Annotated in this window: 16 protein-coding genes and 1 riboswitch; of the genes, 15 read left to right on the forward strand and 1 reads right to left on the reverse strand. The window is 30.5% G+C overall.

All coding sequences use genetic code 11. The features are described from left to right. Positions 1-193 precede the first annotated feature (193 nt). The 10 genes from AYC61_RS16040 to AYC61_RS16080 all read left to right on the forward strand — a co-directional run bounded on the left by AYC61_RS16040 (position 194) and on the right by AYC61_RS16080 (position 10830). Complete coding sequence (locus AYC61_RS16040) at positions 194-994, forward strand: M55 family metallopeptidase (protein ID WP_066504781.1); 801 nt, start codon at positions 194-196, stop codon at positions 992-994. Between the two features lie 27 nt (positions 995-1021). Beyond that, positions 1022-2194 carry a phosphopentomutase gene (locus tag AYC61_RS16045; protein ID WP_066504783.1) on the forward strand — a complete coding sequence of 391 codons (1173 nt, stop codon included), beginning with the start codon at positions 1022-1024 and terminating at the stop codon, positions 2192-2194. Between the two features lie 18 nt (positions 2195-2212). Continuing rightward, positions 2213-3538 (forward strand): pyrimidine-nucleoside phosphorylase, encoded by a 1326-nt coding sequence (locus AYC61_RS16050; protein WP_066504785.1) that lies wholly within the window; start codon positions 2213-2215, stop codon positions 3536-3538. Positions 3539-3883: 345 nt separating this feature from the next. Continuing rightward, complete coding sequence (locus AYC61_RS22115) at positions 3884-4009, forward strand: hypothetical protein (protein ID WP_275935258.1); 126 nt, start codon at positions 3884-3886, stop codon at positions 4007-4009. A 112-nt stretch (positions 4010-4121) separates the two neighbouring features. Continuing rightward, positions 4122-4288: riboswitch (Lysine riboswitch) on the forward strand. Between the two features lie 228 nt (positions 4289-4516). After that, on the forward strand, positions 4517-5719 hold the full coding sequence (locus AYC61_RS16055) for an aspartate kinase (RefSeq protein ID WP_066504793.1): 1203 nt from the start codon (positions 4517-4519) through the stop codon (positions 5717-5719). Positions 5720-5837: 118 nt separating this feature from the next. Continuing rightward, a complete protein-coding gene (locus tag AYC61_RS16060; protein WP_066504795.1) occupies positions 5838-6830 on the forward strand; it encodes an aspartate-semialdehyde dehydrogenase in 993 nt (330 codons plus the stop codon). Positions 6831-6846: 16 nt separating this feature from the next. Next, positions 6847-7740, forward strand: a complete 894-nt coding sequence (dapA, locus tag AYC61_RS16065; RefSeq protein WP_066504798.1) for a 4-hydroxy-tetrahydrodipicolinate synthase — start codon at positions 6847-6849, stop codon at positions 7738-7740. A 1-nt stretch (position 7741) separates the two neighbouring features. Then, complete coding sequence (gene dapB / locus AYC61_RS16070) at positions 7742-8500, forward strand: 4-hydroxy-tetrahydrodipicolinate reductase (RefSeq protein ID WP_066504802.1); 759 nt, start codon at positions 7742-7744, stop codon at positions 8498-8500. A gap of 122 nt (positions 8501-8622) precedes the next feature. After that, complete coding sequence (dapD, locus tag AYC61_RS16075; RefSeq protein WP_066504806.1) at positions 8623-9333, forward strand: 2,3,4,5-tetrahydropyridine-2,6-dicarboxylate N-acetyltransferase; 711 nt, start codon at positions 8623-8625, stop codon at positions 9331-9333. A gap of 303 nt (positions 9334-9636) precedes the next feature. Next, the gene (locus AYC61_RS16080) at positions 9637-10830 is read left to right on the forward strand and encodes an aspartate aminotransferase family protein (protein WP_066504809.1); all 1194 of its coding nucleotides are present in this window, start codon (positions 9637-9639) and stop codon (positions 10828-10830) included. 55 nt (positions 10831-10885) lie between these two features. Here AYC61_RS16080 and AYC61_RS16085 read toward each other — a convergent pair whose 3' ends face one another. Then, positions 10886-11719 (reverse strand): MBL fold metallo-hydrolase, encoded by an 834-nt coding sequence (locus tag AYC61_RS16085; RefSeq protein WP_066504811.1) that lies wholly within the window; start codon positions 11717-11719, stop codon positions 10886-10888. Positions 11720-11899: 180 nt separating this feature from the next. Between AYC61_RS16085 and AYC61_RS16090 the strand changes: the two genes are divergently transcribed. From AYC61_RS16090 to AYC61_RS16110, 5 genes are all read left to right on the forward strand, one after another. Then, positions 11900-12439, forward strand: a complete 540-nt coding sequence (locus AYC61_RS16090) for a GNAT family N-acetyltransferase (RefSeq protein WP_066504815.1) — start codon at positions 11900-11902, stop codon at positions 12437-12439. Positions 12440-12751: 312 nt separating this feature from the next. Continuing rightward, entirely contained in the window at positions 12752-13885 is a 1134-nt protein-coding gene (locus AYC61_RS16095; RefSeq protein ID WP_066504820.1) for a glycerate kinase family protein, read from the forward strand. A 219-nt stretch (positions 13886-14104) separates the two neighbouring features. Next, positions 14105-15430, forward strand: coding sequence for an amidohydrolase (locus AYC61_RS16100; RefSeq protein WP_066504821.1), 1326 nt, complete (start codon positions 14105-14107; stop codon positions 15428-15430). Between the two features lie 2 nt (positions 15431-15432). Further along, positions 15433-16128, forward strand: coding sequence for a purine-nucleoside phosphorylase (gene deoD, locus AYC61_RS16105; protein ID WP_066504822.1), 696 nt, complete (start codon positions 15433-15435; stop codon positions 16126-16128). A gap of 95 nt (positions 16129-16223) precedes the next feature. Beyond that, positions 16224-17834 carry an amidohydrolase gene (locus tag AYC61_RS16110; RefSeq protein ID WP_066504824.1) on the forward strand — a complete coding sequence of 537 codons (1611 nt, stop codon included), beginning with the start codon at positions 16224-16226 and terminating at the stop codon, positions 17832-17834. Positions 17835-17846 lie beyond the last annotated feature (12 nt).

A 17846-nucleotide genomic window follows, 5' to 3' on the forward strand; every position in this document is an offset into this window, starting at 1 on the left:
GAATGCCATTAAGATATTTGTATGAGTAACCATTGTTACGTAAACCACTTTTGTATTTGTTTGAGGTTTATAAATCAGTAGTTTACAAATAATAATAAACAAATATGCTTGAAATATAGATAATTATAGAATAACATATAATCACAGATAAAAAATGCTCAAAACTTAATATGAAAGTTTAGGAGGGTTTTATATGAAAGTATATATTAGTGCAGATATTGAGGGTATTACAGGCATTAATCATTGGGATGAAACTTCAAAAGGGAAGCTTGGATATGTTTATTTTGCGGATCAGATGACTGCTGAAGTAAACGCAGCTTGTAAAGGTGCATTAAATGCAGGTGCTGATGAAATAATAATAAAAGATGCTCATGAAAGTGGAAGAAACATAGATATAAGTAAGTTACCTGAAAAAGTTAAAATCATCAGAGGATGGAGTGGGCATCCGTTTAGTATGGTTCAAGAGCTGGATAGGACTTTTGATGCAGCTATTTTTATTGGATATCATTCATATGCAGGTTCCGATGGAAATCCATTATCTCATACTATGCATGTTACTAAAATTGATAGTATTAAAATAAATGATATTTACGCGAGTGAATTTTTACTACATATGTATACAGCTGCTTATGTCGGTGTTCCAGTAGTGTTTGTGAGTGGTGATAAAAAGCTTGGTGAACATATAAAAGATATAAATAATGAAATTGGGTTTAAAGGTGTTATAGAAGGGATAGGTAATTCAGTTCTTTCAATTCACCCCAATATTGCATTGAGGGATATAACAACAGGAGTGGAAACCGCTCTTAAAAGAGATTATAGTTTATGCAAGATAAATTTGCCAAGAAAATTTGAAGTAAAAATTAAATTTAGTAATCATTATGATGCATACAAAGCATCTTTTTATCCTAATATGGTTAAGCTTTCAGAAAGAGAAGTTCTTTTTGAAACAGATGACTATTTTGAAGTTATGAGGATGATGTTGTTTGTGATTTAAGTTTTTTGCACACGAGGGGGAAAAAATATGATAAATAGAGTAATATGGATTATATTAGATAGTGTTGGTATTGGAGCATTACCTGATGCTGAAGAATATGGAGATTGTGGTAGTAATACATTAGGAAACATATCTGAAAAGCTAGGAGGACTTAAGCTTTGTAATATGCAAAAGCTTGGTTTAGGAAATATAGACGGTATTAAAGGTGTAGAACCTACAGATAATCCTATTGGATGTTATGGTAAATTTATGGAGAAATCTAAAGGCAAGGATACAACAACTGGACATTGGGAAATGTGTGGAATATGTATGGATAGAGCATTTCCAACGTATCCAAAAGGATTCCCTAACGATTTAATTGAGAAATTCGAGAAATTAATAGGAACTAAAATATTAGGTAATAAACCTGCTTCAGGAACAGCTATTATAGAGGAGTTAGGAGAAGAGCATATTAAAACAGGATATCCAATAGTTTATACTTCTGCTGATAGTGTATTTCAAATTGCTGCTCATGAGGATGTTATATCTGTTGAAAGGCTATATGAAATATGTCAAATGGCAAGAGATATTTTAATAGATGAACATGCTGTTGCTAGGGTAATAGCTAGACCATTTATTGGGCAGGAAGGTAATTTTACTAGAACAGCCAATAGAAGAGATTTTTCGCTCAAACCATTTCATAGAATACTATTAGATGAGCTTAAAGACAATAATTATGACGTTAAAGCTGTTGGTAAAATAGAAGATATATTTTTAGGTCAAGGGATAACAGATGCTGTTCATACTAAGTCAAATATGGATGGTGTTGATAAGACTATTGAATATATTAAAAAAGATAGTAATGGTTTAATATTTACCAATCTGGTTGATTTTGATATGAAATGGGGACATAGAAATGATGTAGAGGGTTATGGTAAAGGATTAGAGGAATTTGATGTAAGATTGAAAGAAATTATTAATTGCATGAAAGATGATGATATATTATTTATTAATGCTGATCATGGTTGTGATCCAACATTTCCTGGTACAGATCATACAAGAGAACATATACCTTTCATAGCTTATGGTAAGAATTTAAAGAAAAATATCAACCTTGGTACTAGAGCTACATTTGCAGATATTGGTCAAACTATTGCAGACATCTTTAATGTAGATAGTATTAAGAATGGAGAGAGTTTTTTAAAACAAATAAAAGGTTAATAATTAGAGGTGAGTATCATGAGAATGTATGATATTATAATGAAAAAAAGAAACGGTTTGCAGCTCTCAAAAGATGAAATTAATTATTTCATCAATGAATATACAAAAGGAAATATTCCTGATTATCAAGTATCTGCCTTGATGATGGCTATATATTTTCAAAAGATGAACAAAAGAGAAACCTCAGATTTGACTAGTGCTATGGTAAATAGTGGTGAAGTAATCAACTTATCTTCAATAGATGGAATAAAAGTTGATAAACACAGCACAGGAGGGGTTGGAGATACTGTAACAATGATTGTTGCACCGATTGTTGCAGCATTAGGTGTACCTGTAGCAAAAATGTCAGGTAGAGGTTTAGGACATACTGGTGGTACTATAGATAAACTGGAGTCTTTTGATGGATTTTCTGTAGATATGTCAATTGAGAATTTTATAAATAATGTAAATACTATAGGAATTGCAGTTGGAGGACAAACAGCTAATTTAGCACCCGCAGATAAGAAACTATATGCTCTTAGAGATGTAACTGCTACTGTTGATAATTTATCGTTGATAGCTAGCAGTATAATGAGTAAAAAAATTGCATCTGGAGCAGATGCTATAGTACTAGATGTAAAGTCAGGTAGTGGAGCATTTATGAAAGATGATGAAAGTGCATTTGAATTAGGTAAAGCTATGGTTGATATAGGAAGTGCTTTAGGAAGAAATACTATAGCTGTAATATCTGATATGGATCAACCATTAGGTAATGCTGTAGGCAATATTTTAGAAGTAAAAGAAGCTATTGATACATTGAAGGGAAGTGGACCTGAAGATTTAACAAAATTATGTATAACTTTAGGTACATATATGCTGTTGCTTGGTGGTGTTGCAAATGATACTGAAGCTGCAAGAAACATGATTGAGCAAACTATTGAAACAGGTGCTGGTTTAAGAAAGCTTAGAGAATTTATTAAAGCACAAGGTGGAGATACAAAGTATATAGATGATTTAGATGCTTTTGAACAAGCAAAATATATATACAAAGTTAAAGCAAAGGATAAAGGTTATGTTAATCATATCAAAGCTGATGATATAGGCAGAGCGGCATTAATTTTAGGTGCAGGTAGAGAGACAAAAGAATCTCAAATAGATTTAACAGTAGGAATATATTTAAACAAAAAAGTAGGAGCAGAAGTTGAAAAAGGCGAAATAATAGCAATCATACATGCAAATGATATGGATAAAGCAAGAGAAGCAGAAAGAATGATACTAGATGCATACAAAATATCAAATGACAAAGTTAAGCCAAATAAGCTTATAAAGGGAATTGTAACAAAAAACAAAATAATAAGATATTAAAAAAATTAGGTTGAATAACCTAATTTTTTAGTAGGTAAAAAAAACTACATATTATCGAATGTAAAGGTCTATCAATATCTATAAATCGTACTACTGTGATAATTAAAAAATTATACTTTTAAAGTTAAAAGTGTTATTTGCTCGTCTCAATAAATTATAGAAACTATTTATGATTGCATAATTTCTGAAAACGGTTTTGAAATTTGTGAAAATTAATTAAAATAGAAACGATAATATAAAAAAATTACAAATAATAAAAAAAATAACACATATAACAAACAATTCATGATATAATAATTAAAATAAGTTTTTTTATTAAAAATAAATATGAAAGGTAGTGATTAAATGAGGAAGTTAACTAAAAAAGTAGTAACTACTAATGTCATTGGTAGAGGAACAAATGGTTGCTTATGTGTTTGTTGTTCATATGAGGATTTTAACCATACTTATTATATTCCAAATTATGCTTAAAGTTATTTGTAGTTAATCAGTTTCTTTATTTTAGATTATTCAAAATATTTAATAAAATCTATTGACAATATATTATTATACTGTTATAGTGTATTAAACGAATTAAATAGTAATGTGTTACAGAGGCCGCAGGAGTCATTAGTATTGCTTTAAGCAAGAAAGGGGTTACTGCCGAAACGTACAAGATGTTTGGTATTTTGTATGTTGGGACTATGTTGAATAAATATGGTACTGTCTATTGAGAATCACCCAGTTTTCTATAGGAGTGCTGTTTCACATTAGGGTAAGAGAATAGGTTATTTGTGTATGCAAAAGTCTTGAGTTCTTTTACTCGAGGCTTTTTTCTTTTACTTTAAAGAAAATAAAAGTTAGCTTTTAGTTATTATAATGTGAAAAGTATAAATGAGTGATGAAATATATAACGAGTATTTTGGTATATGTGATAAATAACATACAGGTCATAATGTAACGATTTAAATCACTAAAGATAACGAAAGCGGTGATGATATGGAAAGGGTAGTAATGAAGTATGGAGGAACATCAGTTGGTACCATTGAGAAAATTAAAGCTGTAGCTAGGAGAGTTATTAAACAAAAAAAACAAGGAAAAAATGTTGTAGTAGTTGTATCAGCTATGGGTAAAACTACAGATAAATTAATAAAAATGGCTAAACAAATCTCAAATGTACCTAATTCTAGAGAAATGGATGTGTTAATTTCAACTGGTGAACAGCAGTCAATAGCACTTTTATCAATGGCAATCGAAGAAGAAGGATATAAGGCTATATCGCTTACGGGATTTCAAGCTGATATAAAAACAAAGGGAGCTCATACTAAAAATGTGATAACTGAGATAAACACACAAAAACTTGAAAAGTACTTAGATCAAGATTATGTAGTTGTTGTTGCTGGATTTCAAGGAATAAATGAAAGTGGTGAAATTACTACGCTTGGTAGAGGTGGCTCAGATACTACGGCAGTTGCATTAGCAGCAATGTTAAAATGTTCTTGTGAGATTTATACAGATGTAGATGGTATATATACTGTTGACCCAAGAGTGTATCAGAAAGCTAAAAAGTTAGAAACAATATCTTACGAAGAAATGATGGAGATGTCCAGTTTAGGAGCTGGAGTTTTAGAAACAAGAGCTGTACAGTTAGGTAAAAATTATAATGTTCCAATAATGGTTGCCTTTAATACAGGAGAAATAGCAGGAACTTATATAAGGGAGTTGGATAATATGGAAGAGAAAGGAGTAACAGGTTTATCAGTTTGCGAAGGTATTTTAATGATTACAGTTGATAATATATACTACAAGCCACAAAATATATCTAGATTGTTTGAAATACTTGCAGAAAATCATATTAATATAGACATGATAAGTCAAACAGCACCAAAGAAAGGGATGGTTAGTGTATCATTTACATGTAATGCAGATGATAGGTTTAATGTAGAAAAAGTATTAACCACATATAGTGCTAATATGAATGATGTTGAATATACTATAGATGAAGATCTTATTAAGATTTCTTTAGTAGGTGTTGGTATGATGAATCAATCAGGTGTAGCAGCTAATATTTTTAAAGCTTTTTCCGAAAATAATATTGAGTTTAAGCAAGTAACAACATCAGAAATAAGTGTTTCTTATGCATTAAATAAAAGTGATATGCTTAGAGCAGTAAACAGCTTAGCAAGAGCATTTAATTTATAGAAGTAACACGGTAAAGGAAAAAATCATTATTAATTCAAGGAAATTTACCCCGTTACACATAAATAGATGTTATTATTATATATTATAGATTTAAGTTGAATATATGGAGGTTGTTAAAATGAAAAAAGCAAATATTGCAATAGTTGGCGCTACAGGAATGGTTGGAAGAACTTTTATTAAAGTTTTAGAAGAAAGAGATTTTCCAGTTAATAATATATACTTTTTCGCTTCAGCAAAGTCAAAAGGCAGCAAGATAATGTTTAACGGTGAAGAGTATACAGTTGAGGAGCTTACAACAGAATCCTTTGATAGAGATATTGATATAGCTTTGTTCTCAGCTGGGGGAGATATAAGTAAAAAATTTGCTCCTATAGCTAAAGAAAAAGGTGTTACAGTTGTAGATAATAGTAGTGCATGGCGTATGGATAATGATGTACCTTTAGTAGTACCTGAGGTTAATCCTCAAGATATAGAATGGAACGAAGGTATAATAGCCAATCCTAACTGTTCAACTATACAATGTATGTTACCTTTAAAAGTTTTAAAAGAAAAATACGGAATTAAAAGAGTTGTATTTTCAACTTATCAAGCAGTTTCAGGTTCAGGTGTTGGAGGAATAAAAGATTTAGAAAATGGAATAGAGGGTGGTCAAAATGTTAAATATCCTCATCAAATAGCATACAATTGTCTTCCACATATAGATGTATTTTTAGATAATGGCTATACAAAAGAAGAAATGAAAATGATAAATGAAACAAGAAAAATACTTAATGATGATAGTATTAAAATAACAGCTACAGCAGTAAGAGTTCCTGTTAAATACGGTCATTGTGTTTCTGTAAATGTGGAGCTTGAAAAAGATTTTAATATTGAAGATGTATTTGAAATTTATAGAAACACAGATGGAATTATATTGCAGGACGATTTAAGTAATGATGTATATCCAATGCCAATTAATGCTGAAGGAAATGACGAAGTATATGTAGGTAGAATAAGAAGAGATTTTAGTATTGATAATGGACTTAATATATGGGTATGTGCAGATAATATTAGAAAAGGAGCAGCAACTAATACTGTTCAAATTGCAGAGCTTTTGGTGAATAAACTTTAGATGAGGAGTGATTATTTTGAATTTATTTAAAGGGTCTGGGGTAGCTATGGTTACCCCTTTTAACGAAGATGGTAGCGTGAATTATGCAAAATATGAAGAATTGTTAAACTGGCATATAGAAAAGGGTACTGATGCAATCATAACCGTTGGAACTACAGGTGAAGGTTCTACATTATCAGATATGGAACATAAAGAGGTAATAAAATTTACAGTCAAGATTGTTAATAAAAGAGTTCCTGTTATCGCAGGGACAGGCAGTAATGATACTGCTTATGCTATAGAGCTAAGTCAATATGCCGAGAAAGTTGGTGCCGATGGTTTATTAGTGGTAACACCATATTATAACAAAACTACTCAAAAAGGATTAATTAAGTATTTTGCAGATATTGCGAATAACGTAAATATACCAATAATTCTATATAATGTTCCTGGTAGAACAGGTCTGAACATAGCAGTAGATACAGTAGTCAAGTTAGCAGAGCATAAAAACATACAAGCAATAAAAGAGGCTAGTGGAAACATAAGTTATGTAACAGAGATAGCTAGACTATGTCCAGAGGATTTTGATATATATTCAGGAAATGATGATATGATTGTACCTATTTTATCTATAGGCGGTTGCGGTGTAATATCTGTTGTAGCTAATATTTTACCTAGTGAGACACATAGTATAGTAGAGAAATATTTAAATGGTAATGTTACTGAAGCTAGGAATTTACAATTAAAGTTAAATGGTCTTATCCATGCATTATTTATTGAAACTAACCCTATCCCAATTAAAACTGCCATGAATCTAATGAACATGGAAGTTGGAATGTTAAGAGCTCCTTTATGTGATATGGAGGATAATAATTTAGAGATATTAGCCAATGAGATGAAAAAATTAGATATAAAAGTGGGTAACTTTTAATATGATAAGTGTTGTAGTAAACGGATGCAATGGGAAGATGGGACAGGTTTTAATAAATAAGCTGATTGAAAGTGAAGGTTTTAAAGTTGTTGGAGGAATTGATAAAAATACATTATCAAAAGATATTCCAGTTTTTAATAATATAAATGGTATTAAAGAAGATGTAGATGTTATAATAGATTTTTCAAATAGAGAATGTTTAGCGGAATTATTGAAATATGGATTAGATAATAATGTTGGACTAGTAATTGCTACCACTGGATTGACTAACGAAGATAAGCTTGAAATATATGAAGCTTCAAAAAAAATACCTATTTTTAATTCATCTAATACATCAGTAGGTATAAATACTTTGATTGAAATAATTAAAGGTACTGTAAAAGCTCTTAGTGATAGTTTTGATATAGAAATAATAGAAAAACATCATAACCAAAAGCTAGATGCACCAAGTGGTACTGCTTTTATGTTAGCAAATCAAATCAACAATGAATTAAACAATTCAATGAAGCTTATATATGGAAGAAATGGAGATAATGCTAAAAGAAGCAAAAATGAAATAGGAATACATGCAGTAAGAGGAGGAACTATAGCAGGTGAGCATACAATAATATTTGCAGGTGATGATGAAATAATAGAATTAAAGCATATAGCATTGTCAAAAAAGATATTTGCAAATGGAGCTATAGATGCAGCAAGGTTTATTAGTACTAAAAATAATGGATTATACAATATGAGTGATGTAATAAAAGCTAAATATTAGAATATGTTTAATAAATTTGACAATATTGTACATCATGCAGTTTAGCGATTTAAATTAAAAAAGTAACTAATGATAAAATTATTGGAGATACTATATAAAGAAGAGAAAAGGAAGGTGATTAAATGGATGCTAAAATGACTGATCCTTATGAAATAGCTAAATTTATTAAAAATGCAAAAAAAGCAACACCTGTTAAGGTGTATATTAAAGGTGATTTAACTAATATAAGTTTTGATAATTTTAAATTTTTCGGAGACAACAAATCTGGTATTTTATTTGGAGAGTATGATGATTTAAGTGATTTATTAAGTGAAAATAAAGAATGTATTGAAGACTATCACATTGAGTATGATAGGAGAAATTCTGCTATACCTATGCTAAATACAAATCATTTACACGCTAGAATCGAACCGGGAGCAATAATTAGAGACAAAGTTGAAATAGGGAAAAATTGTGTAATCATGATGGGAGCGGTTATTAATATTGGTGCTGAAATTGGTGAAGGTACAATGATAGATATGAATGCGGTTGTTGGTGCTAGAGGAACTATAGGTAAAAATGCTCATATCGGTGCTGGTTCAGTTATTGCTGGTGTTTTAGAACCACCAAGTAAGACTCCTGTTATTATAGAAGATGAGGTATTGGTAGGAGCAAATGCAGTAGTACTAGAAGGAGTTCGAATTGGTAAAGGAGCTGTAGTTGCAGCGGGTTCTGTTGTTACAGAGGATGTACCGGCAGGATGTGTTGTAGCAGGTACGCCAGCTAAAATAATAAAGCAAAAGGATGAAAAGACTGCTAAGAAAGTGGAGATACTAAGTGATTTAAGAGAATAGTTAGTTGTAAGACAAAAAATAAATGTGGATAACTATTATTAGTTTGACTCAAAAGTTTTTGGTAGGGGGAACCATCTAATAATCTTTGACGGCTGCGCAAGAGCTCGTTTCTAAATAAATAAGAAACTCACTACTCACTACGTTCCTAGGAGTAAGTGATTCACTCAAAATTGTAGATTTTGGTTCTCTACTTAGAAGCGATGAAAAAACGAACTCTTGAAGTCACGCTTTCAAAGAAACATTAGATGTTTCCCTAGTAACTATATTAGTGGGTTTTTTACAACTAATAAAGGGGGAAGTTATGTGAACTTAGTAGAAAAAGACAAACAATACGTACTGAATTTATATAAAAGAATAGACATTGAAATAGACAGAGGCGAAGGATCTTATTTATATGATGTTGATGGGAATAAATATTTAGATATGTACAGCGGAATTTCTGTAAATAATCTAGGACACCTTAATAAAACACTTTCTGATATAATTGCTAAACAAGCTGAAAGATTTATGCATCTATCTAACTACTTTGCCTGCGAATCTACTGTTAATCTTGCTAAAATACTTGTAGAAAATACTTTTGCTTCAAAGGTATTCTTCTCAAATTCAGGAACGGAAGCAAATGAAGCTGCTATAAAACTAGCTAGAAAATTTGGAAGAAAATACAGTGATTCAAAGAATGTTATATTGACTGCATCTAATTCTTTTCATGGAAGAAGCTGTGGCAGCTTGACTTTAACAGCAAGAGATAGATATAAAAATGATTTTTTACCATTGTTACCAAGAGTTAAGAATTTTATATACAATGATACTAATGATTTGAAAGCATTAGTAAATGATGATGTATGTGCAGTATTTTTAGAAACGGTTCAAGGGGAAGGTGGAATCGTTGAAATTTCACAGGAATTTATTGATAAACTCATGAAGCTTTCAAAACAGTACAATTTTCTTGTAATTATAGATGATATACAGGCTGGATTAGGTAGAACAGGAGATTTCCTTTCTTTTGAAAAATATGGAATCAAACCACATGTTGCTACTCTTGCTAAATCTCTGGGAGGAGGACTTCCATTAGGTGCTATGTTAGTAAGTGAAGAAGTAGAGGATGTTTTAAAACCCGGTGATCATGGAAGTACATTTGGTGGTAATCCTGTTGCTTGTGCTGCTGGTGAATATGTAGTTTCTAATATAGCAGATAGTGAATTCTTAAATCAGGTTAAAAGAAAAGGCAATATAATGATTAGCGGGTTAAATGAACTAAAAACAAAATATCCTCTAGTTATAAGGGATGTTAGAGGCAGAGGTTTAATGATTGGTATAGATGCTGGTCAGTACGCTCAATCAATTAAAAATACTGCATTAGAACTTGGCTTGATGTTAAATGTAACTAATGATACAGTCATAAGATTATTACCGTCATTAAATATTAATGATAAAGAAATAGAAGAGTTTTTAGGGAAATTTGAAAAGACTATAAATAGCATAAAAACCGCTAGATAATATATAGCGGTTTTTCTCCGTTTGTGTTCTATTTTTTAAAATAATATTTAATATTTTACTTATATTTTAAAACAATGCCTGTTGCTACATTTTCTATTTTAGAAACTTTGCTTAACTCTATTTTTGAATTTAAGCTTGTACAGTGACAAGGATGAATACAAGTAGTATTTAATGATCTAATATATTCTAGTGTTTTTTCCATTTGTTCCTTTTCGGGATCTATAAGATGAAATCCTCCTATTATGTCTTGAATTTTCTCCTTAGAGGTTACAGCTTTAGCATGTTCACATATATTACATATACCTGAATGTGAACAGCCTGTTATTATGGTCAAAATTTCCTCATTTATATATGCAAGTGCCGTGTCATCATAAATATAATCATCTTTACATTGATTGTCTATGTAGATTTTTCCTAATGGTTCTTTATTTTCATAACCAAATTTTCTGGTTATTTCACCTAGAAAAACAAGATTTTCTGTAATGTAATATGGTTCATCTGTAAATATTGTATTGAAATTTTTCATTACTTCATCTTTGTAAATAATTGAGCCGTGTTCGAAGCTTTCTTTATCTTCTGCATATTTAGGTATAAATGCCAAAGGGTGAGCTATTATTGTAGGTCTTTTGGATTTTGGAATACTTTTATCTCTATAATATCTTATAAGATATTGTAGTCCCCATACATGATCCCAGTGTCCATGCGATATTACAACATAATCGAGGTCTTCAAGATTTATTTTCATCTTTTCGGCATTTTCTATGAATAAATTAGAGCTCCCAAGATCAAACAATATTTTTTTATCACTTTCTTCAATATAATATGATAAACCCCATTCAGCATACATGATGTTCATAGCATTATTATCAACTAATACTGATAATTTCATTTAATCACTCTCCTTATTAATCTTTTACATTATTTTAATTATACTAAATCATAATGAATAAGTGAACCTTTATGCACTTAGTAACCTCAAAGGTAGAATAATTATTTTTTATAGAATTTACACAAAGTACTATTAATATAGTATAATTAAATATTATACTATATTAGGGAGGTATTGGCAATGTATAAAGGGGAATTAGTACGTTTAAGAGAAATAACTGAAGAAGATATTGATGTACTTAAACATCAAATTAATGATTATGAGTTAAAAAAATTTAATACTAGTGGTATACCTTATCCGACTAGTATTGAGAAAATGAAAAAGATGCTATTTGAAAGAGATGAAAAAAGAGGCAGTTTTTCATTTGCAGTAGAAGATTTGAAAGAGAAAATTTTTATTGGTACCTGTGGTATGAATTATGTTGACTGGAAAAATAGATATGCTTCTATTGGTATCTCAATTACTGATAAAAATTATTGGGGTAAAGGATATGGTACAGATGCTGTGAAATTAATAGTTAAATTTATATTTGAGCATATGAACTTGAATAAAGTTAGTCTGGGAACATTTTCTTTTAATAAAAGAGCTATAGCATGTTACAAAAAATGTGGATTTAAAGAAGAAGGAGTTTTAAGGCAAGAAGTATATGCCGAGGGACAATACTATGATGAAATATGTATGGGAATATTAAGAAATGAATATGAAGAATTATACAAATAGAATGTATTTGTTCATTTATATTAGTAAAAATGTTAAGTAATACATTTAATTAAAAAAGTTGATATTAAACTACAGTTTATGAGTAAATTCAATCTGTAGTTTTTTTTATCGTGTATATATTTAATAATAGATTTTTTTAAAAATATGATATTCTATAATTATCCCTGATTATTCATATAACTTTTGTAATGTGCTGTATAATTCTGAATCAAAAGATTTAAGTGAATTTGAAGCTATATAGAGTTAGATTCAATGCTCATGATTTTTAAGGAATAATTTGTGATTAAATATCATTAAGAAGGTGTAGACAATATGTCATTAAAAAAAGTAGTTATATGTTCGGATTCTTTTAAAGGTACTTTATCAGCAATTGCTGCATGTGATGCGATAGAAAGTGGTATTAAAATGGCAGATAGTGATATAGCTACCGTAAAACTGCCAATGGCTGATGGAGGAGAAGGTACAATTGAAGTTTTGTTGAAAGCACTTGGAGGAGAAAGAAAAACTATACAGGTAACTGGTCCAAATTTCAGGAGGATATATGCAAGCTATGTGATTTTAAATAATAAAACTGCTGTTATAGAGATGGCACAGGCTTCTGGTTTATGTTTAGCAAGTCAGCCAAGAAATCCATCTAAAACTACTACATATGGAACAGGAGAATTAATATTAGATGCTTTAAATAACGGATGTAGAAAATTTATTGTTGGAATAGGCGGTAGCGCTACAAATGATGGTGGAATAGGTATGGCTTCAGCTTTAGGAGTAAGGTTTTTAGATAAGCAAGGAAACCAAATTTCTTTAAATGGTGGAGGTTTAAAGTCATTAGAAAAGATTGATTTATCAAATATTGATACTAGATTAAGTGAATGTGATATTGAAGTAGCATGTGATGTAGATAATCCTCTTTATGGTCTAAATGGAGCTTCATATATATATGCAGCGCAAAAGGGTGCTGATAAAAGTATGATAAAAGAACTTGATGATAATCTTAAAAGCTATGCTGATATTATTAAAAGAGATTTAGGGATTGATGTTCAAGAGATTAATGGTGCTGGAGCAGCGGGAGGTTTAGGTGCAGGATTAGTTGCTTTTGCAAATGCTAAGTTAAAATCGGGAATTGAAATAATTCTAGATGCTGCTAATATAGATAATGCAATAAAGGATGCTGATTTAATTATTACTGGTGAGGGTAGAATAGATGGGCAAAGTTTAAGAGGTAAAGTTCCTATTGGTATTCTTAATAGAGCTTTGAAATATAATGTACCTGTTATTGCAATAGTTGGTTCAATAGGAGATGAAATAGATAGTATATATCAAGCAGGAATCGTTTCTGTTTTTAGCATAAATAGAAAGCCTTTAGATTTTGAAGCAGCTAAATTACACACTAGAGAGAATTTAACTAGAACGGCAGAAGCTCTTATAAGATTTTCTTCTATTTTTTAGAATAAGTGTAATTCATATTTATCATTTAAACTCATTCTTAGAATGAAAAGCGTTCATATGAAGACAAAGAGTACAGTTCTCTGCTTAAAATCAAGATTTTAGCTTGATAAAGGTTTTATTTATATTTATAATTATATTGATGATATGCTTTTTTAATACTTAAAAATATTAAATGGAGTACACAGTTGTAATATATACATAACGAATTGAGGTGTTAGTTTGAATATTCAAGAATTAAAGAAAATAGTATGTAAAGCTATAGATGCTGAAAAAGATGAAATAATTAAAATTGGGAATGATATTTTTAAGAATCCTGAACTAGGTTACAAAGAGTTTAGAACTTCAAATATTGTTAACAATAAATTTAAGGAACTGAGTTTAGATATTAAAAAAGATCAAGCAATTACTGGAGTTAGTGGTGTTAAAAAGGGCAAATCATCTAAGGCAAAGATATGTGTTGTAGGGGAACTTGATGGCGTTATACAACCTAAGCATAAATATGCTGATAAAGACAATAGTGGAGTAGCACATGCATGTGGACATAGTGCACAAATTGCTGTAATGTTAGGAGCAGCTTCAGGAATTATTAAATCTGGAGTTATGGATTATTTGGATGGAGATATATCGTTTTTGGCTTCACCAGCAGAAGAATTTGTTGATTTGGAATATAGACAAAGTTTAAGAGATAACAAAAAAATAAAATTATTTGGCGGTAAACAAGAGCTAATTAGAGAAGGATATTTTGATGATATAGATTTAGTTATTGCTACACATGCTATGGGCAGCGAACCTGAGAGAAAAGCTATGATTGATGTTGATTTAAACGGATTTGTAGCTAAAAGAGTTATATATAAGGGTAAAGCAGCACATGCAGGGGCACAGCCTCATAAAGGAATAAATGCTTTAAATGCTGCATTAATAGGAATGACAGCTATAAATACTCAAAGAGAGACATTTAGAGATGAAGATAATGTAAGAGTTCATCCAATAATTACAAAGGGTGGAGATGTGGTTAATACTGTACCTGATGAAGTAACATTAGAGACTTATGTAAGAGCAAATTCTATAGATGCTATTATTAATTCAAGTGAAAAGATTAATAGAGCATTAGAAGCGGGTGCCTATGCTGTAGGTGGGACTTGTGAGATTCAAGAAATACCTGGTAATTTGCCTTTAGATCAATCAAGAGAACTTTCTGAAGTATTTTACTCTAATATTGCAGGTTTGATAGGTGAAGAAAATATAATAAGAGGACAGAGAGTTTTTGCTTCAGGTGATATTGGAGATGTTTCGAGTCTATTACCAACAATACAGCCTAACTTAGGAGGCTTTGACGGTACTATTCATGGTGAAGATTTTCGTATTGCTGATGAAGAAATGGCTTATATAATTCCAGCTAAAGCAATTGCAATGACAATTATTGATTTATTAGTTAATGATGCCAAGAAAGCATTAGAAATAAAAGAAGGTTACAAACCAATATTTAATGACAAAGAAAGTTATGAAAAACTTTGGGATAATTATAATAAAAAAGGAGTGTTATAAAAATGAGTATACACATAGGTGCAAAAAAAGGAGATATTGCAGAAACAATATTATTACCAGGAGATCCTTTGAGAGCAAAATATATAGCAGATAATTTTTTAGATAATGTTTTTTGTTATAATGAAGTTAGAGGAATGTATGGTTATACTGGTGAATATAAAGGCAAAAGAATATCCGTTCAAGGTACAGGTATGGGTATTCCATCTATATCTATATATGTTAATGAATTAATAACTGAATATGGTGTTAAAAATTTAATTAGAATTGGTACGTGTGGTTCTGTTAGAGAAGACATAAAGGTAAGAGACGTAATCTTAGCAATGAGTGCATCTACTACTTCACATATCAATAGACTTAGATTCAACGGCATGGATTTTGCTCCAACAGCAAATTTTGACCTTTTATTGAAAGCATATAACATAGCTAAAGAAAAAAATCTAGATGTTAAATGTGGTAATGTACTAACAAGCGATTTGTTCTATGGTGATGACCCTAACGCATGGAAGCATTGGGCTAGTTTTGGAGTTTTAGCTGTTGAAATGGAAACAGCAGGACTTTATACGTTAGCTGCTAAATATGGTGTCAATGCATTATCTGTTCTAACAATTAGCGATAGTATTGTAACGGGTGAAAAAACTACATCTCAGGAGAGAGAAAAGACACTAAATGATATGATAGAAATTGCATTAGAGATTTAAATTATTTTTTTAAATTTATTCTAGTCTATAAACCAGGTGGAGCAGAAACTCCACCTAAAGTTTTATAAAATCCAGTTAAGAAAGGAGTTGTTTTATTGGAAGCGTATATCAATGGAAATATTATTACAATGAATTCAGATTTACAAAATGCTAATTATTTTATAGTTGAAGATGGTTGTTTTAGTGAAGTTGGGAATGACTTTGAGCTAAGTAGTTTTGATGGGGAAATTATAGATTTAAAAGGCAAGACTGTTTTACCAGGTTTTACTGATTCTCATATGCACATTTTATCTTATGCAACCAAAAAAGAATTTCAGGTTGATCTTACAAAAGTGAGATCACTAGAGCAACTTGCAGATGTCACTAAAGAGTTTGTTAAAAAGAAGAAATTGAAAAAGGGTGATTGGGTTGTAGGTGTTGGTTGGAATCATGAATACTTTGAGGATTGTAAATTGCCGGATAGAAAATTATTGGATGAGATATCAGCTGAATTACCAATAATTTTAATAAGAGCTTGTTATCATATATGTGTTGTAAATACAAAAGCTTTAGATTTAGCAGGTTTATTAAGTGAAACTAAAGAAGTAAATGGCGGTCAAATTGATAGAGATGGACAGGGTAATCCAACAGGCATTTTGAGAGAAAATGCGTGTGAATTAGTAGAAGGTTTAATACCTACGATAAATGATATTAAAACAGTAAAAGAGCTTTTGATATCGGGATTAAATGATGCTGCTAGTGTTGGTCTTACAACTGTTTGCATTGATGATTTTTCATACGTTGAAGATAAAGAAATGCTCTTAAGAGCATATAAAGAACTAGAAAAAGATGACAAATTACCAATTAACATTATATTACAATTAAGAACTGAAAGCGTAGAAGATATACATACATATAAAAGGTTAGGATTAAAATCTTGGCAAAAGGGAAAAAGAATAGTAGTAGGTCCTATAAAGATAATAGGTGATGGTTCATTAGGTTCAAGTACAGCAGCATTAAATGAACCTTATGAAAACGAAGGCGATAATAGAGGTATATTAGTAGAGACAGAAGACAAATTGGATAAGATGATTAATGAGAGTTTTAATAATGATTTTGATATAGCTATTCATGCTATAGGAGATAGAGCAATGCAAGTTATTTTAGATAGCTATAAAAGGTATCAAAATATTATTAAAGAAAAGAAATTTACACCATCAATTATTCATTGTCAGATTGCTAATGAAAAAGTTATACAAGATATGAAAGCAATGAACATAATTGCTAATATACAGCCTATTTTTGTTTGTACTGATTGGCGTATTGTAAGAAAGCGTGTTGGTAAATTAAGAGAGAAATACTCATATTGCTGGAATACTTTTTTAAAAAATGAAATACTATGTGTTGGGGGATCAGATGCTCCTATAGAAAGTTTTAATCCATTGTATGGTATATATTCAGCAGTTACCAGAAAAGATATGGAATCAAAACCTGAGGGTGGATGGTGTACTGAAGAAGCTGTATCGATTAAAGAAGCTGTAAAAATGTTTACAATAAATACTGCTTATGCCACGCATCAAGAACAAGAAAGAGGAAGCATACAGAAAGGGAAAAATGCAGACTTTGTGATATTAGATAAAGATATAGAAAATATTTATGATGACTTCAATGGATGTAGAGTTATCAGGAGCTATGTAGCAGGTAAACAAGTTTATACGAAGATTTAAAACTAAATTCCC

It is taken from the genome of Abyssisolibacter fermentans (assembly GCF_001559865.1).
GTDB lineage: Bacteria > Bacillota > Clostridia > Tissierellales > MCWD3 > Abyssisolibacter > Abyssisolibacter fermentans.